The following is a 20,647-nucleotide window of genomic DNA, read 5'->3' as shown; positions in this document are numbered from 1 at the left end:
GTCTTGTGCTGATTCACCAGAATAACAAAGTACTATACCAGCTGGTATAGTACTTTGTTTATGAAATTTAAGTTTTTTTAATCTTTGAATTTGGTATCCATTGAGTCCAAAGTTTGCATACATTATAAAGATCATTTTCATTTTGGGTATTATCAAAGAGGTTTGATGCTTGCATTTCAGTAAAATGGATAGGATCAAACTGCATTTCAAATGGTGGGTTATAAGTAGAATCAACAAATCCGAATATTTGAGGTATATTTGCAAATGAATCTTGTTCTATGTTAGTATGATAATCCCACCTAAGTGTACAAAAATTTGTTATAAACATTTTACCTACATACATACCTATATCTCGAATGACATAATGTGAAAAAATACTTAATTCTAAACTATGTTCACGAACCATATCTTCAATAAACTCATCGGGTTCGCCATTCGCTTTCATTTCCTTTTGAAGCTCTTTTAATACATTTTTTGGGGTTTTTGTTAATTCAGCAACTTTTAAAAACCACCTCCAAATATATATTAAAGATTCCATCGAAAAGTTAAGAGTTTCAATAGGTATATTTAGATCTTTAGATACTTTTTGTTTAATGTATTCTGAACGTTCATCTATATGATCAACAAACCAATCAAAATATGATTTTGCTTCCGAAGGGCTCAATTTTTCATATGGTTTATCAATTGGAATAATTAAAGGTATATAATTCTTTTGATTTTCTGAAATTTTCATGGCTTACCTCTTAAAATGTTCTATAATTTTTATACCGGCGTCTTGCAGTGCTTTTCTTAACGGACCAGAGGGTCCTCCACTATTGGATACTTGACTCCAATAAAAATGCCATTCAACCCTATAACCTCTTGAGATTAAATATGCGTCTTTGGCAATTTCTTGTTTGATAAATTTTGAAAGACTCTGATACCCATATTTTGCTTCTCTAGCAAACTTTCCGCTCAACGAATCAACAACACGTCGACCAAATGGAGTGTTTATACCTCGTGATACACCGCGATATGCTTTACGTAATATTTGTTCTGCATGTTGCCAAGAAGAAGCTGTTACGGTCTTTGCAGCTGTTTTTATACCTAATTTAGCGGCTACTTTACCGCCTAGCTTAGCTATATAAGGTCCTAGGAAAGCGCCAAGTACAGCTCCACCAACGGTTGCAGCTGATATAAGCGCCCATTTTTTCCATCCTGTTAAGCCAAGTTGTTTCGCCAACAATACTCCTAACGCTGCTCCTGCGACACCGCCTATAATTCCTCCAATAATATTTGCCGCTGCTTCTCCATCTGTGTCATACATATTGACAGGATTATTGAGGCAATAGGAGAATAGGTTGTATTGTAAAAGATTGTCCTGTTCTTCTGAGAAGACCTGGGTATCGTCAGCGTTGACAAACCGTTTTACTACCGGGTCGTAATATCTGCTTTGTAGATAATACAGTCCACTCTCAATGTCATAGTAATAGCTACGGTAACGGAATGGATTTAGCTGCCCAATCGTATCCGCCATTGAGCCTGTAATGGAAATTGGATTGCCCCAACTATCATAACTGTAGTTTACCACTGTATTCCCATTGCTGTCAAGAATCCCGATTACGTCTAACTGCGCATTGAACATATAGTAGTAGCTTGTACCGTTATAATTAAATCCAAATACAGAACCTGAATGGTCATAATAAAAGTCCAGACGATCATTCCCACTGACCTGTGTTAAAATGGTATTTCCATTTAGATAATAGTTCGTTACTTTTCCATCTACAATCTTTTGAGTACGAATTCCATCTGAATTGTATTGATAGCTAATATTATCATTGATGGTAGATAACCTACGACCTTTTTCCCATGTGAAGTTCATTCCATCACGGTACTGTAATGGGTTACCAATTTCATCATAAGTAATCGCTTGCCCGTTATAATTGGTTAATTTGTCTTTCCAATTGGTATCTTCATAGGAATAGGTAACAGTTGCAGTCGCGGTGCCTAAATCTCCTATAGTATATGGATATTCTGTAACACTTAACAGATTTCCACCGTTATCATAGGAGTAAGTGATGGTCTTGTTTACATAAAGGTTATCTTCCCTGATTAACTGGCTAAGTTTGTCGTAATGATAAGTTGCTTTCAGCTCTCCGTTTTCCGATATGGTTGTAATGTTACCAGATTCATCATAAGTATAACTTAGCTTATTATCGCCATTTGTTATACTTTCAATTAAATCTGTCGTTGTCCCAATGGAGTTGCCTTGCAAGTAGGTATACTGTGTAGTAAATGGAGTTGTTAGCTGTAAATTCCTTTTCGATAGCCTTGCTAAAGTGTCATACTCATACTCTAATATCTGGGTATCATTGATTTTGATTCCCTGTATTTGATCAGGATGTTTGGTAGCTTGCGTATCGCTATATAGATATGAAGTTTTGACAGATTGACCATTTACCTTACTGATATCATAGTCAATCCTGTTCTTATCATCATAATGGACATAGTATTTTTGGCCATTTGTAGAGTCCATCCCAATACTACGATTGATTTTATCATACTGATATTGATAAGAAACATTTTGAGTTAAATCGGTATATCCTACTAAATTTCCAGAAGTATCATATTGGAATCGATAAGCAGGAGTTCCGTTATAATCCCGTTGCGTTTCATACCCATATTTATCATAATGATATTTAATGGTATCTCCATTTCCATATTGTACCGTATCCAAATTACCGTTATTGGTTAAATATGTGTTTCTGGATAACCTTTGATTGCCAACCTTTGTTTCTTCTAAATTTCCAAATGCGTCATATATAAAGCTGTAGGTAAAGCCATTGTGATGGATAGCCGTCAAGTTGTTATAGGAATAATCATAATTAACAGAAACGTTATTTCCATTGATTGTACTCGAAGTAGATAATAATTGATCTGTATTATGGTTATAAGTATAATTGACGGTAAGTCCATTTGGTGAGGTGACACTAGCTGTGGTATTCGTATTATTGTTATAGGTATATGATGTGACATTTCCACGATTATCTGTAGTAGATTGCACGAGGCTATCTGCATTGTACTGGATAGAGGAAAGCATCACATCGCTGACTTCTTCAAATATCCATTGATAATAAACATCGGTGTTTTCCCTAGTCGCAAAATAAATGATTTCTTTACCATCTTCATAAATTTGGAATGGTTCAATCCGCCAAGCTAACTCTGGAATACTAGCCAGTGTTACCTTATAACTTCCATTCGGGCATTTTTCGAAGCTCAATTGCTGACCAGTTGGGTCATTTGGATCTTCCAACGAGATACCATGGTCTGTTAAAGAAAGCACCTTATCTTTTGCATGTCCCGGAGATAGCATAAATGTATTTGGATCTTTTGTTCCCTGTACTACCGTGAACATCTGGTTCGGGTTTGCGCTGTATGGACCCTGAATAAACTCAGCGGTGTTATCCGTAACGCTGTTTTTGATTTCCGCATACTTTCCATTGACAAGAGAGCGGATCACATAGGTTTTTCCTACTTCTGGTTTTGCGGAAAACTCCTCATTGACTGGTTCCAAGTACCAATGGTAGTTGTTTCCGTCAACTCCACTTCCCCAAATGGTAACGTTGGTTCCGTTGGTAGTTCCGCTACTATTCAGATTAAGGACTTTTTCAAAATCATCTGTGTTCGCTACAATATGGTAGCTTCCGTCCGACAATGCCTTAAACTTAAACTTTTGCGTTGGGCGGGAATTGGAATTCTGGTAAACAACCAGATTCGCACCCTCATTTGTCGATCCACCTTCCAAATCCAATACCCGGTGGGAACCATAGGCGCTTTCAATCTTAAAGAACCCAGAACCTGCATCAACCAGTTTCCATTCCTGATTATGCTGCCCTGTGTATTCATACTGTGCTACATTGCCATTATCAACATCCTGATTTCCGATTAAATCCAAATATTTTCCCGATACTTTATTCCTGATTCGGTAGGTCTGACCCGCATGGACTGCCGTTGCCATATCTCCACCAAATACTTTCGCATTAGTTGGATTTCCATTTGCGTCATAGTGGAATTTGTATTCAACACCATCGGAATTCTTTGCATACATTAAATTCTGTGTGTCCTTGTCATACGCATATTCAAAAGAACGTCCACTTGGATCAACCAGTTTGGAAATATTATCATTTCCATCATAGGAAAATCCTGATTTATCTGCTGCTGTTGCAGCGGACACTAAATTTCCTTCATTGTCATAGACAAAACTTTGGGAATCGTCCTTGATTAACTGAATTCCGTCAAAGTAGATTGGGTTTGGATTGTTGGAATTAAATAAATAAACATGGATGGCAACATAATCAAGGTTCGTACTTGGGTCATTGTCATCGGTGGATACAACACCACTGATATACTGCCAATCCCCTACATATTTGTTTGCATCAAATGATACCCATTTGGGATCATGGTTGTTGTAAATCACGGCCGCCGCAATCTGACAGGTAGAGCTATCTTTTGGAATTAAGTCAGCTTTTACCCATCCGCTCAACATATAGATATCTCCTTCTTTGCCGGATACCTGTATGTTTGTTCCAACATTTTTATCCACGCCAATGCCGGAATCCATTAGAGCAGAGTGATTTCCATTCCATTTTATTTCAGCATTCGGGGTGATGGTACTGCCCCAATGATATTGTCCATCCTCAAAGCTCGGATTGTAGATTAAGTTAAACTTACTATCTGTTTCTCCACGGTCAATCTGGATGGAATCAAACCAAGCTGTACCGGAAGCGTGAACCAAATCACAACGGACTGTCACCATGGTTTCTCCACTCAAGGTGAATTTTGTCCGAACCTTCTGCCATCCGCCGTCAATCTCTGCATCTGTTGTCCCAGTTACCGGAGTAGAGTAGTGGGGCTGTCCGTTGATTACCGCTACTAAAGCAGCTCCAGAATTATCTTGAGTACCGGAAACATTTTCTGTTTTGATATATCCGGATAGCACATAATTACCAGCAGGCAAGGAAATATTTTGCGCTGAACCACAGATTGCTGAGGTCTGTTCGGTACTCACTTTTAATGATGTGTTTAAGAAATATCCCTGGTCATTTACATAATTTACATGATATAAAATGGCCTGGTCAGCATGGGATTTCCAGTTTCCTCTGTCCTCCTCAAATCCAGGATCTAATATTGGGTTACATGCGGTTGCCTGTGTGCTGCCAACCGAACTCAATTTATTCCTCTTTAAGTCTTCGGAATAATATTGATAACTATTGGCATTTCCATCCTGGTCATAGACACTAATTGCTCTACCCATGTTATCAAACTGACATGTTGTAACAAGATTGTCCCCAGGAGTATCAAAATTTCCGTCCATACCACAGCTTTCAAAAATTGTAGTATTTCCATTGCGATAAGAAATCCTTAAACGTTGCCCAATCGCTCCAGTGGTTCCATATTCCGTTATTTCAGATACCCGGTTCACCCTCATATCCCTGGTATAGTCGTAAGAAATATTGTAACCATCTGGAGAAATGGCTTTGGTAAGTCTCCTGTCATCTCCATACTCGAACTTCGATTCTGTTCCATCTGGATAGGTGATCCTGGTCAAATTCAGGTTTTCATAGTTGAATTCTGTTACCCTTCCGGCTTCATCCACAATGCGGTTTAACATTCCATTTCCATAGTAGAAATTTAACCTGTTTCCCGCACCATCTGTAATATCAGTGATGGAATCACCTTCATAGTTATACACAATGGTGTTATTGTTCGTATCAATCGTCCTGGCAAGTAAACCGTTGGAATAGAATTTCAGTACAGTTTTATCTTTTAAAGTAATTTTGTGAAGTATATTTCCATTCGCTTCATTGATGGAAACATACTCCATACCAAGTCCATCTTCGTCGATGTATTTCCCGTCTTTTTGATAAAAATAATGTTTGGTACCATCTGAATCAGTATACACATATGGAAAATCTTTAATACCACTGGATTCAAATTTTTCCATGGCATTGATACGCCAGCCAAACCCGTAGTGGGTATTGTTCTGGCTTTCTGAGTAGTTATAAATATGGCTTACGGTAATTGGTAATCGATTGCTAATGGTTGCGGTATCATCATGCGTCCAAACAAGATTTCCTGTATAATCATTGGTATATCCAGTACCGGCTTGTCCTGCGGATTGTTCATGATAGCTCCAATAGTCCTCTAAACCAGAAGCGTTTTTATAGTAAAATATTCCACTTGGATGGACTTGAGAACCATCTCCTTCAATCTGATAGTTTCCTGGGGTATTGAATGGGTAGTTGCTGGTAAAGAAACGTGCAACCGCTTTCCTGCCTTCGGATTCTGATTTAATCATAATCCCATAATTTTTTCCAGTGTTGTACCAATCCCTCACTAGTTTCGTGATATCCAAGGTAACTGGTCGGGCCTGATGTTCTGGATTCGGTGTAAGCTGTACATAATCCAAGGAGGTTCCAGAATACCAGGGAGCGGTGTTCCATGTTATTGAATCTCCCCATTCACTCGTTTCATGGGTACTGATGTTGAATGACTGTTCTCCGACTGCGCTAAATTGATACTGCCAAATATTAATTTGCCCTTTATAAATAATATCTCCAGGGCTTAATTGCGGTAGATTCGTAAACTTGATATATGCACGGCAGCTTCCCTCCGCATAGTTGTTGCCAATGAGGAATGAGCCATGATATGGTGTAGTTGCTTCTGTCGGTTTTCCAGAATAAATATAGGTATCTACGATATTCTTTTCGCCTTTGCTAGTTTCAGTGTATGGGTCAATGACAACGGGATATGCACGTTGATCTTGCAACAACCATTCTGTGTCTGGAATAATTGTCAGGATACTATATCCTTCCTGGCTGTCCAACTTCATCGCTCATCTCCCCATTGTTGTCATACATAAAGGGAGGGACAAACTCATATACTATCTGCTGCGTATCCGGCTGGTAGATCGAGATACTGTTTTCTTCTTTGTTGAGCCTGCTCTTTAAATTTGGATGCTGGATTTTAAAAGACAACGTTTGATAAACAGCAGAACGGTCTTTTAGAATAATGTTTTCTTTTACGGTATTGGATTGTACCACATATTGAATATCAATATTGGGAAGGATATCAGAATACATACCGGATGATTTTACTGTTGCCAGCTGTGCCTGCTCCCTATTGTATTCTTCAATTTCTTCCGGTGTTTCCGGTTCTTCTATGCTGTTAGCATAAGCTGCTACCGGGGGAGTATCCACAATAAACTCTGATATCTGTTTTTCTTCTATTTTATTTGCCCTTGTCAGGACTTCCTGTGGTGCTAAGCCCCAGGAAATTTCAATTCCATCTCTTTCAATGGAAACCAGTTCATCCGTATCGCTGGTTTTCGCAATCTGTACCTGGACATTGGAAGCGGTATTTTGATATACCTGTTCATTGTCCTCGTTTTCCTGCAAAGTCAGTGTATTGTCGATATCCTTCCACTGTCCATCCTCCTCATAATGGACTGGATCTGGATACATCGCAACCATGTGTGCGTTTTGCTCTGTTAAAAAGTATTTGGTATACGCATCTCTTTTTTCTGTTTCCTCTGTGATAATTTTCTGGACTTCTTCCGATTCATTTTGCGGCCGTTTATCGATCATTTCCTGCGTCAATAGACCGTTTTTATCAAACATAGATTGTTCAGAAGCCTGTACAATTCCTGTTGGAATGGTTGTTATCAGCATGGATAAGGTGAGTGCCAATGCGGTCGTGCGCAAAATCTTTCTTTTTTTCATAACGGTTTCTCCTTTTTGTAATTCTGTTCCATAACCTTCTTTGAATCTTCCATACGTTCTACACTGAAAACACCTCCTATTTTCTCTTAGAAAAACAAAAATTCCACCCCCATCTTTCAGTTGCATCAATGGAAGTAGAATTGTGTGTAAAAAAGTGTATGAAAATAGTGAATATATTTTTATATTTAACTTTTGTTATAATTACATTATACATGAAATGATTTACAATTTCTATTACAAAAAGAAACAAAAAACAATCTCAATATTTGTTATATACGCCCAAATATTGAGATTGTTTGATTCTATTTTTCAAATTATTTCATATTTTTCGGTTATGCACGATAGCATTTGAAGACATGGCGGGGCTGGCCGCTGTATTCTGTACTGATTCCCAAGTACTCAATCGCAAAATAGGTGCAGCCTGTACTGTGTTCAAATTGAAATCCTGATACCAGTTTTGCGATGATCTGATCTTCCGTTAAGTCTGTTGAATAATGGTCGATATAATAGTTGCTGCCCCCAAATTCCGCAACATCAATATGCGTCATAAAGCTGCTTACTTGGTTAATCACACCATTGATAACAGCAGCTTCATCAAAATTCGGTTCCGGTTCTGGCTCCGCTTGTGAAGGTGTTGTTTCAGAAACAGAAGGAGAAGAAGGATTGGAGATAGAAGGGAATGAAGGTTTTATCTGTTGTTCCTTTTCTGCATGATTATTTTCCGCCTTTGGAGAAGTCGAAGCGACCATAGTCATTCTTTCCAGTATCAGATTGCTTTGAAGGCTGATTACCGGACGGACTTTCAGAAACAGTTTCTTTTTGTGTATTATCAGAACCACTTATATCTAACTTCTTGTCATTATGACTAGAAGTTGACTCCACTTCCGATTGGGACTGTTTTTTAGATGTATCATTTTTTAAAATATCAGCCATGCTACTGGTTTGCGCTTCTGCTGTTTTGACTGGAGTTGTCGACATGTTGAAGCCTACCGCTATAACCGCCGCAACTACAACAACACAAAATATTCCTGATAGGATACTAATTGATATTTTTTTATCCTTTAATATGAGCAATTTTAATTTATTAACCTTCCGAATGAAATCTTCTTTCTTCATGATAACCACCTTGATGTCCTTTCGATTGGATTGACAAATATATGGGATGGGGATATAATAAAAGTAACAAGAGTTGCCGTTTCAAAAACGGTTAGCCGTTATAAAAGTTTACGAAAATGATCGTCACTTTTAGCAGGGGGACGGTCATTTTCTTATGTTTTTCACTAATTCTTTGAGTGCGATGATAAGTATAATGATTAGAATCAGATTATAATCCATAAGTACCACCTCCTTCCACGCACAGACTGTGCGTAAAAGGGAAGCAGCCAACCGTCCTCTACCGGCTCACTCTTGTTACTGCCTTTATTCTATCATATCCGGCAGTAAGGATCAATCTTTTTCCTTTCTATTTGTCAAATGATATCTATCATTCAATCTGGTTCATAGTCAGGGTTCTCATATTGAGAATCCTGTTCTTTTTTCTCCTGCTTTTCCATTTGTTTTAATAGGCATTCGAATACCTTCCGGTCTGTTTCCTTGATGGTAATTGTAACAATATCGCCTTTTGCGCTTGCTAAATAAGGATATTCCCCAATGTCATAGCGCGATAGATATTCCGATTCAAATGTCCGATAGGTTTGTGTGGAAATGATGTAGGACACATTTGCGCCTTTCAGTTCTTTAAATTCCATCTGGCTATATGGGGAGATCTCTACTGCAATCTTTCCATTCTGGATATGTTTCAAATCCCTCTCAAAGTCAGGGCGCAGATTCCAGATATCAATATCCGTACCTTTCACACACCGCTTCAGGATACCATATCGGTCTTGATAGTCCTTGTAGATCATTTCTGCGTTCATCTTCATATATTCCCGGTCAAATTTACTGCTATTGTTTAACTGTGCATATACATATATACTGTTGAGATATACTTGTCTAAACTGCCATACAAATGGGATTGCCTGTGTGCGGATGATATCCATATAGGTCTTGGGATATTTGTCAAACAATTGATTCATGGAGACGGACAATTCCCGTGATATCCGCAAAACTACCTCCATCGGATAGCGGCTGAATAACGTATCAAAGTTGTAGTTTTTCCCAGCCCGATCCCCTTGAATCCCAATCATGTTGTATTCATGGTTGCTGATGTTTTTGACAGGTATATGGCTGTTGAGCATCATGCCATATTGTTCCGCAATTCGGTGGATGGCTTGTGTGGTATCCAGATGTTCCAGCTGCTTTATAAGGTCAATGATTGTACCGCCTGTATTTGCCCCGAAGTCATACCAGCTATTGGTTTCAGGATAGTATCTGGCGGACGGTGTTTTTTCCGCCCTTAACTTGAAAAAATGATGGTTGTCTACCGCAATCCCATAACGGGACAAAACCTCTGGTAGAGGGATCTTCTTGATCCGATCCAAATCAAAATATGCCATGGTATCCTCCAATATTGTTTTATAGAAAAACCGTTGGTTCTTTTCAGTACCAACGGCTTATTTCCTCTGTTTTGTTGTGTGCATCCATATCTGCCACATCCAATGGATTGCGGCGGCTATGAGCATTAGACCAACCACCCGGTACACCTCTATTGCGTAAGGGAAAAGAAGGTATGCAGTTCCAACGCCAAGGAGAAAACCGGATATATCCTGACAAACTCTAGCTGCCGTTAAGGCAACCCGGATTCTTTTTGTGTAACAATGGACAACGGATTTTTTCAGTTGCCTATGGATTCCATTCATATATAGAAAGGGCAATGTCAAAGTGATTGGGAGGAGGAATAACAGTGCGCTGATATACCCAAATGGCTGTATCCCTGCCAGCCAGTCCAGTATGTAATTCCACAATAAGCTCAAATAGAACATAAAGTTTGTCATTATGATGGTCATACCAAAAATCATCAGGAACTCTTTCCCGAATGCCTGAAGATGATGTTGTACCGCATTGCGCTGGTAGTTTGTCAATTTATTCTTCCATCTCATACTCGTTCCCTCCTACAAGAACTGGTTGTTTTTCATTTTCCAAATGGACATCCCGTGTCAATTCGATTGAGATGGCATATTCAATTTTTGCCAACTCTTCCGCTTTTTCTTTGAGTAATTCCTCCTTCTCGAATGGTTGATTAACATTTCTCTTCGCCTGCTCAAGTTGATTTCCTTTCATTTCTAAATCTGTCTGCATGTTTTGGAGTTTGCCTTGCAGCTTTTTCGGAAGATGTTCGATCTTTGTAATATTTCCTAAGTTCGATTCCCCGCACTCTATTTCATAACGAAGTACACCTTTTAAAAGCAATTGTGGATAAAATCCGCTGGCTTTATCTACAGCAACCTGCAATCCCCTGAACTCCCCAATTGGCGTTATCTGCCCGACAGGAGAATTGGAAACAAGGATGGATAACAGTTCAGCGGCAATGGGGCGTTTGTCATATTGCTTTCCATCAAGCGTGATTTTAAAATCATCCTGCTGGTTTTTCTGAACAGTCCATATATCCTGCTTTATATTTGCAATACTGTTTTCCAACCTTTTTATTTCTTCCGGTGCGGATTGAACCAGTTCCTGTAAACGTTTCCGTTCGGTCAGATGAGAAGCCCGTTCCAATTGCAGTTTCTGTACCTCATTTTGCAGTTCCATCTGATCCTTTATTTTTGTATCACCCGTTGCGCAGGATTTCACTTCCGCATAGTTGAGTACCGTTTCATCCAAATCATCACAGGAACGGGCGGGAGATTGGTTCGTCATAACTTGACTAATAAACCGTTGTTTCTGCTCCAATGTCTGGAACAAATACGAATCAAACGTCCCTTTGGTCACATAGTAGTAGATATAGATTTCATCATATCGGTTTCCTTGCCGCTGTCTACGTCCATTGCGCTGGGTTAAGTCACGGGGACGCCAGGGTGTTCGTCGACATGATGGATGGCGATGAGCCTGTCCTGGAGATTGGTTCCAGAGCCGCATTTTGCAGTGGAACCGAACAATACCCGGATATCGCCCTTCCGGCACTTTTCAAATAAATCTGTCTTTTGGATATCTGTTTTCGCGTTATGGATAAAGGCAATTTCATGGGATGGGATACCCTGTTCTACTAAATCCTGTCTCATCATCTCGTACATCTGTATGCCACTATCAAGAAAAACAATCTGAAAGGCTTTATCCTCATTGTATTGATCATACAGTTGTTTGACCCTATCGCATACCGCATATATTTTAGATTCCCTACCCACTTCCATCTCCGGGAACAATATGCGTGGGTCAATGGCGATGGATTTTCCCTGTGTTGTGACAAGCAGCATATTGTCTTTGGAGGGATCTACATGACCACCCCGGATTTTCTCTGCACGTTCTGCCAATTCCAGAATATATTGCTTTACAAATTCAGAAGGCTCTATGCTGATCACCTCCGGTTTTCCGGTATGAATGGCAGGACGGGGAATGTTTAAATCCTCGATCAGCTTTACATCCGCAAACAAAGAAAATACCTGCATGAGTTCCGGCAGGTTGTAAAACTTGCAAAAGCGGTTGCGCATACGGTATCCGGTTCCCTCTGGGGCGATCTCCAATGTGCTTTCCACCTTTGTAAAGATACTAGCCCAATCGTCAAACTGGGACATCTTCATCTGTTGTAGGACGTTTGGGATAAAGTAGCGAAGTAGTATATACATTTCGCTGATACTGTTCGAGATTGGCGTACCAGTCGCTCCCACAACTGCCTGGAAGTTTGTCTTTTAATTCAGGTATCTGATTTTGGTAAGCAGGTCAAAGGATTTTTCCGCCCGTGTTCCGCCCAGGCCTGCTACATTTTGTATCTTGGTGTAGATATAGCAGTTTTTATAATGATCAAACTCATCAACAAATAAACGGTCGATACCTAACTGTTCAAAGGTAAGCGTATCATCCTTATTTCCAATTTCCATCATCTTTTTCAAGTTGGTCTCCAGATTTACTTTTTGCGCTTCCAGACGTTTCACGCTGAAACTCCGTCCTTCGTTGGATAATTGGAATAACGCAGCGGTGATATCATCGATCTCTTCTTGTATCAGTTTTGCTTTGTACGTAGTAGAAAGCGGAATACGTTCGAATTGGGTATAGCTCATGATTACAGCATCGTAGTCTCCCATAGCAATCCGGTTGATAAACCGTTTCCGGTGTTTCATTTCAAAATCTTTTTTGGTTGCCACAAGAATATTGGCGTTTGGGAAAAGCTTTAGGAAATCCTTGCCCCACTGTTCAGTCAGATGGTTGGGGACTACAAATAGCGATTTTTTCGCCAAACCAGTCTGCCTGAGCAGCATTGCGCCCGCAATCATGGTGAAGGTTTTTCCGCTTCCCACTTCGTGTGACAGCAGGGTATTACCGCCCAAAAGGATACGCATAGCGGCGTTTTTCTGATGGGGACGCAATGCGATATCATTTGCCATCCCATCGATGACAAGCCCTTCACCGTGATAGCTTCTGGGGACATATACATTGTAGGTTTCATTGTAGATATCCTCCAGCCTCTGCACCTTCTCTGTGTCTTTTAGTATCCAGGATACAAATTCCTGCTGGATTTTTTCTTGTTTTGCTCGTGCCAACTGTGTTTCCTTTGGGTTGAGTACCTGTTTTTCCCGTTCTTCTCCGTTTTCATTTAATACTGTGATCCGGTCGGTTACTTCTGTTTGTTTGAGGTTTAAGCAGTCTTCTACAAGATAGAACGCATTTTTTCTTTCTGTCCAATAGACCGATGTTGTTTCGATACTGGAACCCAGCGGCTTGTTGTAGATGGTGTACCGTGTGGAATGTTTATCGTAATGAAAATAGATCCGACCGCTGACATCGCCATCCATCTCACGGCGATACATGGGCGTATGGAAGGTTTCATAACAGAATTTCCGGATATACTCCAAAGGAATCCAGCTGGTTCCAATTTCAAAATGGATATCGGAGATGTTTAAGCGTTTCGGCTGGACGGCTTTCAAGGCTGCTACATTCCGATGTAGTTCCGGGTAGTCCTCCACCTTTAATTCCGCCAATTTCAGTTTTTCTTTGACATTTCCGCTGAGATATTCCTCCGCCGTCACATATCCTGATCGGTTATCCATGGTACCGGAAATCAAGTGGGCTGGATCGAAGAAGATCTGATCTCCCAATTCGGTGATAATGTCATCCACGCTATGGGGATAGATTTCCGCCATATATGCCAAATCCAATTTTCCACGCCGGTATATGGATATTGCTAAAGCGTCTTTTGCGGAATGAGCAGAAATTTCTTCCGTCGGCTGTATGGTCGGTTTATAGAAGATGGCGGCTTTGTCGTAGCTACCTTCTTTTTTATTCTCCAATGACAGAAGCAAAGGCAAATCCGAATCCTCCTGAAATGCCCGCCGGTTTGCTTTGTCGTTCAAGTACCCATTATCCTTTACAAAGGTATCATATATCTGGTTGAGTGTTGCTAGTTCCTGTTGGAACGCATGGTCTGCGTAGTCATGGACTTGCATATGAATCAGCCGCATAACCTGTTCCCGGATGGCGCACATGCCTTTGACACGCTCCAATGTTTTTCCACTAAAAGTTTGCAAAAACATTTCGTTATTTTCCCGGTAATAGAGGACGTTATCGACAATGGTATAGGTGTAGTTTTTGACTTCAGGATTGGCGGGCAACACCTCTGGGTGTTCTATCTGTTGGCTTATCTCTTGAAGTGATGTTTCTTCAATAACATTTTTCGTTATTGGCTGTGTTGAGATTGGTGTTTGTTGTTCTGTAATCTCCTTTAGTTTTTGTTGCAGCGTACCAATCAAATGAAAATCAGGATCGTCGTTGATACAGGAAGTATCTTTCTCATTGCCGTACATGGATTTATCAAATACCATTGTCCCAAGTATATGGTCTGGATGGTGCAGGTAATATTCATTGACCGGCACGCCCTGTTCCGTCCTGCCTACATGGATCCATTCTGGTTCATTTACCTTTTGTTGTTCGTATTTACGGAAAAATAGGATATCGGTTGTCACCTCGGTATGGGCGATTTTTTGAAAGGCGCTATTGGGCAAACGGACTGCGCCCAATAATTCCGCACGCTGTGCGATATATTTCCGGACAGATGAATTGGCTTTGTCCAGCGTTCCTTTTGAGGAAATAAAGGCGATCAAGCCGTTGGGCTTTACTTGATCCAAAGTTTTTGCGATAAAATAATCGTGTATTTTGAAATTTTCATTTTGATACCGTTTATCAAACACGCCAAAACTTCCGAAGGGGATATTTCCAATCGCCAGATCAAAATAGTTGTCTGGATAGCTGGTTTCCTCATATCCTTTTACCTCAATGGTTGCTTGCTGGTATAGCTGTTTTGCGATTCTGCCGGAAATACTGTCTTTTTCCACGCCATATAGCTGCGATCTTTGCTTGAGGTTGGAAGGAAACACGCTATAGAAATTGCCGATCCCCATGGAGGGTTCCAACACCTTACCGCCCCCAAAACCTAATTCCTCAACCGCACGGAACATCAAGGCGGCTATGGGCAAAGCGGTGTAGTGGGCGTTCAAGGTTGTTGCCCTTGCTTCCCTGTATTCTTCCGGTGTCAGGATTTCCAGCAGCTCTTTGAATTCTGTTTGCCATTTTGGATGGTTTTGATAACGGGCATCAAACGGTTCCGGGATTCCGCCCCATCCGGTGTATTTGGACAGGATGGTTTGTTCTTCCGCTGTTGCCAGCCTGTTTTCCGATTCTATTGTTTTGAGCAGCCTGATTGCTTCCACGTTGGCTTTGTATTTTGTCTTAGCACCGCCGTATTCCACATTTAAAGAGGAAACATGGTTATTTATTTTTTCAATCTCCGCTTTCGCTATTTCCGTTTGGACAGCAGAAAAGCCACCCTTCTCAGAGTGGCTTTCCAAATTTGATTTATCTGTTAGATTGGCTCGTAGATCTCCTCGGTTATCATTTCCCGTGCCATCAAATGCAAGCTGTTCAGGTGTCTCACGATTTTCATCATATTCTCTGTGTTGGGACGGGGATTTTCGTTTTCCAGCTGTTCCAGTATCCTGTGTTCCTTTTCCTTGAGTTCTTCCTGCCTTTGGTACACTTTCTCGATCAGTGTCCCTTCCATCTCCAAATCCCAATATCTTGAGCTGTGATTCTTCTCCATATTCTTCAGGATTGTTCTCCCAATCTCTCCAAGTGGATAATTCTTCGTGTCTGGCAGGTTCACCAGAGGAATTCTGATTCCGTTGATGTTCTGATACTCTAACATGTTCCACACTCCTTATCTTTTCGATTTCTATTTCAAATTCATCTAGTATTTGTCTGGATATCAGATTTATTTTGCTTCCCAAAGTCACAAACTGTTTGTTGTCTTTTATCCCCAGAGGACTTACAACCGGGATCACCGATGGATCAAGTTGCAGCTTTTTACTGATAACATAGGCGATACTTTGTTCTACAAATTTCCTGTCATAATCGTTATAACCTTCCGATCGATATTTGTCCGCTATCTGCAAAACAGTATGGTATATATCTTTGGAATCCAACTGATGTTTCTCTTTCAAAGCCGATAACAGATATTGTTGTTCCTCATGATTGAGAATGAAGCGGTCAGCCCCCAAAATATCTGTTACATCGTTGCCATCGGTATCGGAAATATCGTAGATCAATTGGATGACAGGGATAGAATTTCTCTTTGCTATGGTAGCAATCGCTGTGGCACCATGGTTGATATCACGTCTAATTTTATTCCAGACAGCTTTACTGGCGACATAGGTTGCGTTTGGATGTTGCCCATAAATCATAACTTGATTGTGCATATTGTGTTTATACAGCTGTGCTGCAAGGTCTAAATATTTTTGATAGGACTGAATATTCTGCCGGGCGGATGTCAAATAGGTTTGATACACTTCATAGACGGGTTGTATTGGATTGTTCACAACTTTCTTCCTTCCTGAACCTATTGTCATTGTGACAATAGGTTATTCTTTTTTAGCGCCAAAATATTGGTCTAAAATCTCCATCAGTTTTTCCTGCGCCTGCTTTGGTTTCATTCCTGCAAAATATTTCTGGTAATAGCCAGTAGGGAAGCGGATGGTGACGGGCTTTTCAGAAGATTTTTTATCCGGAATGGTTCTGTTCAACATCTGGTCTAAATATTCTACGCTTAACTGATTTCTTTCCGACATTTGTTTGATCTGGGCGGCTTGTGCCACTGTGATTTTGAACCGTTCCACCTGCCAGCAGTCATAGATGAGCCTTTGGTTTTCTTTGTTGATGAAGGAGAAATGATATCCTGCCATGACTGGCAACTCCTGTTGATCCACTGCATTCAACAGTTCTGGTATCAGTTTTGTCAATCTTGCCAAACGGATAATCTTGCTTTTGCTTTGCCCTGTGGTTTCTACGATTTCCTGTGCGGAATCGTGTTTTTCCTGTCCGGATAGATCAGTTCGCTTGCCCTGTTGGTTGGAATTCACCAGTTTCATATGATAGGCATACGCCAGTTCTTTGATGGACAGTTCCCGTTGCAGGGTATTGGTATCCACAAAAATGTCCGTTGCTTCTGCGTCGTTCACATCCTTCAATATGTATGGAACAGTCTGTAGCCCTATGGATTTTGCGATATTCACTCTATTGTGTCCGGCTAGTATTTCATAATAGCCTGCTTTTCTGCTGCTTTTACGGATGGTGATGGGTTCTATGATTCCGTATTGTTTGATGCTTTCGGTCAATTGTTCCAATCTATCACCGGAAGCTGCCAGGAATGGCTGCACGCCGTCAGGATACAGGTCAGACGGAAAGGGAATTAACAAGCCTATTTCTATTTCCACCCGGTCTTGTTGGGTTCCATTCTGGAACAGTGCGTTGTATCCATCGTTGATGCTATTGATATCCTGCGTATGGATGCCCGCAAATTTTTTCGCAAAGTTTGGATTCATCCCTTACACCTCCTGTCTGTTTAAATATTCTTTTGTAAAATCTCTATATTGTTTTCCGATCTTGTGGTCTTGCTGAATGATGGGGATATGTTCTTTGGTAGACCTTGGCACTTGTACCGAACGGCTGATCATAGTCGTATACATGAGATTTCCAAATTGTTGTTCCATCCCTTCTTTGATCTCACCATATTCAATTACATTTGGCTGCACCATGGTGAGCAGAAATCCTGCAATTTTTAGGTTGTGGTTTTCCGTCCTTCTGACATTCTGCACGGTCTGAAGCATTTGCACGATGCCGTCAATGGCAAATTCCTCTGTTTGTACCGGGATGATCACCTCATTGGCTGCGACTAAAGCGTTTACCAGCATAATCCCCAATGTGGGGCTGCAATCAATGATGATGTAGTCGTAATCAGGAACATAATAGGAAAGGATGATTTTCAATGCCTGGTTGCGGTAAACGCTGCTGATCAATGTCATTTCCGCACCGGATAGGGTGATATTGGCGGGAAGTAGATCGACACGGTTGTTTTCATCACACACGATTGCCTGCGACATCTCTTCCTTTAATTGATGCATTAACTGTTTGTCGCTTTCGGTGTACCATGTATGTTCCGTGCTGTATTCAATACAGTCCTGCTTTAAGACGATATCCATTAAATCCACGATGGAAAGTTTATTTTTACTGCTATCATAGTTTAAATAGCTACTTGCGTTCCCTTGGGGATCAAAGTCCACAAGGAGCACTTTTTTATCTTGTTCCGCAAGTCCTGTTGCGAAATTGACCGCTGTCACTGTTTTTCCTACGCCGCCTTTCTGGTTGGCGATTGCGATGATTTTAGCTGACATTCGAATTCCTCCTCGATAAAGAAAAAAGAAGATATATCCCTTCGCATACGAGGTTTATACCTTCTTTTTTCGTTGATTCAATTTTTACATATGGCTATATATACTGCCTGCAAAGAGTTTCCATGACGGAAGATCTATGTTTGCTGCCAGCAGTCTGCCTTATTCCTTTATTTGCCTTTTGTAAAATTTGGTGTGTCCAGTTTCATGGGGTATCTCAAAGGGAAAAGCGCAATGATGATTTTTGAGAGACATGCAAACTTAAAATACAAGTTTGGAAATAGAAATTTCTGGGCAACTGGATATTATGTGAGTACGGTTGGCATCAATACATCGACTGTGCAAAAGTATATCCGAGAACAGGAGAAACAAGATCAAATCGAAGATAGTTTGAGTCGGAAAGAGTATAGTGACTCTTTTAAGGGTAGCAGGTAATCATACCACTTGTGGTTTGAACAAAGTGAAAGCCAGCGTCATTTAGGCGCTGGCTTGTTTTAAGGCCTTCTAGGCCTTGTTCATGCCATCCCTCTTAGGGGTGGTCATGACTTGCTAGTAAAACAGCAAAGTTTATGATGTACTAAAAAAGATCATAATATTTAATGAAGTGTTTTTACAGCGAAATTATCACAGAATTGTTTTAAGATGAAATTTTATTTGATTTTGATTTTTTGCCCAACATAGATTTTATCTGGATTGGAAATACCATTGATGCTAGCCAAATGTTGGTAGTTTGTCCCATATTTTGCTGCAATGCCGGATAGGGTGTCACCGGATTGTACCGTGTATGTAACAGATTGAGGGGCAGAACTACCTGTAATGTCCCCACGTCCTCTGATGTCACCATCATTACACCATCCTAAATTACCGTTATTCAGTAAGTATGGATTACGTGCGCCTTCTACAATTCGTGTAATCGTACCTGTTTTCCAATCGGACGGGATTACTGCTTTATTGCTGTCTGTTTCTGTGCTAGATGCGTAGTAGCTGGATACGGTTACTACATCCCCGACACTGTATTGTGTGCCTGCTGGCTGGGATGGGGCTGATGTGCCTATCCCAAAGCCATTGTATCCACCCGCCTTGATAATTGCTGGAAAATCTTTATAGCAGTAGTTCATATCTACTTTTCCAGAAATTCCATCTACCTTTTGTGTACTGGAGAACTGCCACATATCATGTGGATTAGGATAGTCTGTAGCAGTAGTATAGTGTGCTAACCAAATAGTATATTTTTTGATACGATTATAATCTAGATGGTTCATTAGCCAGTTTTTGTTAGCGTATACACCAACAAAATATCCTGCCTGTTCCAGTTTTTCGCAGAAGGTACATACAATATCGGTCAAAACATCCTTGCCTAGATAAACGATACTAGTATCTTCGATATCGAAGTATATAGGGTATTCAAATTGTTTTCCTTTTAGCCAGTTTAACAGAACATTTGCTTCCTGCTCCGCTTCTATCATAGAGATGGCATAGGTATAATGATATGCGCCAATTGGCATACCTACTGCTTTGGCACTAGCATAGTTTTGTTCGAACTTGGGGTCTTTTTGGTCAGCTAATTTTCCGTAACCTGCCCTGAGAATAGCAAATTCTACTCCATCTGCTTTCACTTTGGAAAAGTCAACATCTCCTTGCCATTTTGAGATATCAATCCCTTTTTTTTGAAACAACTTATTTTTTCACTCCTTTGCTATTATTAATTTTTAAAATAATACGAATGTATACAGGAATTGTCAGGGTTGAAATTACATGTTTTTTGATTAAGCCAATCGGTGTAGTATTTAGAATATACCCTGTATGATTGCCAGATTTTTAGTTGGATTTTTTATAAATTTCCTTTGTGTGGATAAAGAAAGGGTACGTCAATTCATCTTATATACCATGAAAAAGTGTATACCAATTTGTACTACCTGGCTACTATGATTCCTGTGATTTTATTATAGCAGGACTTAGACAGGACAAACTATGGCACAACTGGACTGCTTAGAAGGGTTATTGTATAGATAGAAACATATGGCTAAAAATACTGTGGGGATGGAATAAAATATGATTGGCGAATTTCTCTGCTTTCATTGT

Annotated in this window: 11 protein-coding genes and 2 pseudogenes; 1 reads left to right on the top strand and 12 read right to left on the bottom strand. The window is 40.3% G+C overall.

The window, feature by feature from the left end; translation table 11 throughout:
- Positions 1-67 precede the first annotated feature (67 nt).
- The 11 genes and pseudogenes from H8Z77_RS05655 to H8Z77_RS05595 all read right to left on the bottom strand — a co-directional run bounded on the left by H8Z77_RS05655 (position 68) and on the right by H8Z77_RS05595 (position 18,568).
- Positions 68-733: a hypothetical protein gene (locus H8Z77_RS05655; RefSeq protein ID WP_186996435.1), complete on the bottom strand. Its 666-nt coding sequence runs from the start codon at positions 731-733 to the stop codon at positions 68-70.
- 3 nt (positions 734-736) lie between these two features.
- On the bottom strand, positions 737-6,871 hold the full coding sequence (locus H8Z77_RS05650) for an RICIN domain-containing protein (protein ID WP_186996434.1): 6,135 nt from the start codon (positions 6,869-6,871) through the stop codon (positions 737-739).
- Positions 6,843-7,760, bottom strand: a complete 918-nt coding sequence (locus H8Z77_RS05645) for a hypothetical protein (protein WP_186996433.1) — start codon at positions 7,758-7,760, stop codon at positions 6,843-6,845. The genes H8Z77_RS05650 and H8Z77_RS05645 overlap by 29 nt, the downstream gene beginning before the upstream one ends.
- Before the next feature lie 332 nt (positions 7,761-8,092).
- On the bottom strand, positions 8,093-8,509 hold the full coding sequence (locus tag H8Z77_RS05640) for a hypothetical protein (protein ID WP_186996432.1): 417 nt from the start codon (positions 8,507-8,509) through the stop codon (positions 8,093-8,095).
- Complete coding sequence (locus H8Z77_RS05635) at positions 8,475-8,876, bottom strand: hypothetical protein (RefSeq protein ID WP_186996431.1); 402 nt, start codon at positions 8,874-8,876, stop codon at positions 8,475-8,477. The genes H8Z77_RS05640 and H8Z77_RS05635 overlap by 35 nt, the downstream gene beginning before the upstream one ends.
- Before the next feature lie 371 nt (positions 8,877-9,247).
- The gene (locus tag H8Z77_RS05630) at positions 9,248-10,255 is read right to left on the bottom strand and encodes a CHC2 zinc finger domain-containing protein (protein WP_186996430.1); all 1,008 of its coding nucleotides are present in this window, start codon (positions 10,253-10,255) and stop codon (positions 9,248-9,250) included.
- A gap of 57 nt (positions 10,256-10,312) precedes the next feature.
- Entirely contained in the window at positions 10,313-10,798 is a 486-nt protein-coding gene (locus H8Z77_RS05625; RefSeq protein WP_186996429.1) for a hypothetical protein, read from the bottom strand.
- On the bottom strand, positions 10,782-11,774 hold the full coding sequence (locus H8Z77_RS05620) for a hypothetical protein (RefSeq protein WP_186996428.1): 993 nt from the start codon (positions 11,772-11,774) through the stop codon (positions 10,782-10,784). Before H8Z77_RS05620 ends, H8Z77_RS05625 begins: the two co-directional genes overlap by 17 nt.
- Positions 11,693-15,244: pseudogene (locus H8Z77_RS11770) on the bottom strand (helicase-like domain-containing protein). Before H8Z77_RS11770 ends, H8Z77_RS05620 begins: the two are co-directional and overlap by 82 nt.
- A 1,515-nt stretch (positions 15,245-16,759) precedes the next feature.
- The gene (locus tag H8Z77_RS05600) at positions 16,760-17,719 is read right to left on the bottom strand and encodes a ParB/RepB/Spo0J family partition protein (protein WP_186996424.1); all 960 of its coding nucleotides are present in this window, start codon (positions 17,717-17,719) and stop codon (positions 16,760-16,762) included.
- Between the two features lie 3 nt (positions 17,720-17,722).
- The gene (locus tag H8Z77_RS05595; protein WP_186996423.1) at positions 17,723-18,568 is read right to left on the bottom strand and encodes a ParA family protein; all 846 of its coding nucleotides are present in this window, start codon (positions 18,566-18,568) and stop codon (positions 17,723-17,725) included.
- A 183-nt stretch (positions 18,569-18,751) separates the two neighbouring features.
- Between H8Z77_RS05595 and tnpA the strand changes: the two are divergent.
- Positions 18,752-19,000 (top strand): annotated as a pseudogene (gene tnpA, locus H8Z77_RS05590) (IS200/IS605 family transposase); the annotation flags it as partial.
- Between the two features lie 215 nt (positions 19,001-19,215).
- Here tnpA and H8Z77_RS05585 read toward each other — a convergent pair.
- Positions 19,216-20,241 (bottom strand): GH25 family lysozyme, encoded by a 1,026-nt coding sequence (locus H8Z77_RS05585; RefSeq protein WP_186996422.1) that lies wholly within the window; start codon positions 20,239-20,241, stop codon positions 19,216-19,218.
- Between the last annotated feature and the right edge of the window lie 406 nt (positions 20,242-20,647).

Source organism: Clostridium facile (genome assembly GCF_014297275.1).
GTDB classification, from domain to species: Bacteria; Bacillota; Clostridia; order Oscillospirales; family Ruminococcaceae; genus Massilioclostridium; species Massilioclostridium facile.
This window is presented reverse-complemented; position numbering and strand designations above follow the sequence as displayed.

Bases quoted from the DNA above. Each gene is read 5' to 3' on its own strand.
- H8Z77_RS05635 (WP_186996431.1), bottom strand. From the start codon at position 8,876: ATGAAGAAAGAAGATTTCATTCGGAAGGTTAATAAATTAAAATTGCTC.
- H8Z77_RS05625 (WP_186996429.1), bottom strand. From the start codon at position 10,798: ATGAGATGGAAGAATAAATTGACAAACTACCAGCGCAATGCGGTACAA.
- H8Z77_RS05620 (WP_186996428.1), bottom strand. From the start codon at position 11,774: ATGCGGCTCTGGAACCAATCTCCAGGACAGGCTCATCGCCATCCATCA.
- H8Z77_RS05640 (WP_186996432.1), bottom strand. From the start codon at position 8,509: ATGGTCGCTTCGACTTCTCCAAAGGCGGAAAATAATCATGCAGAAAAG.
- H8Z77_RS05600 (WP_186996424.1), bottom strand. From the start codon at position 17,719: ATGAATCCAAACTTTGCGAAAAAATTTGCGGGCATCCATACGCAGGAT.
- H8Z77_RS05645 (WP_186996433.1), bottom strand. From the start codon at position 7,760: ATGAAAAAAAGAAAGATTTTGCGCACGACCGCATTGGCACTCACCTTA.
- H8Z77_RS05655 (WP_186996435.1), bottom strand. From the start codon at position 733: ATGAAAATTTCAGAAAATCAAAAGAATTATATACCTTTAATTATTCCA.
- H8Z77_RS05630 (WP_186996430.1), bottom strand. From the start codon at position 10,255: ATGGCATATTTTGATTTGGATCGGATCAAGAAGATCCCTCTACCAGAG.
- H8Z77_RS05595 (WP_186996423.1), bottom strand. From the start codon at position 18,568: ATGTCAGCTAAAATCATCGCAATCGCCAACCAGAAAGGCGGCGTAGGA.
- H8Z77_RS05650 (WP_186996434.1), bottom strand. From the start codon at position 6,871: ATGAAGTTGGACAGCCAGGAAGGATATAGTATCCTGACAATTATTCCA.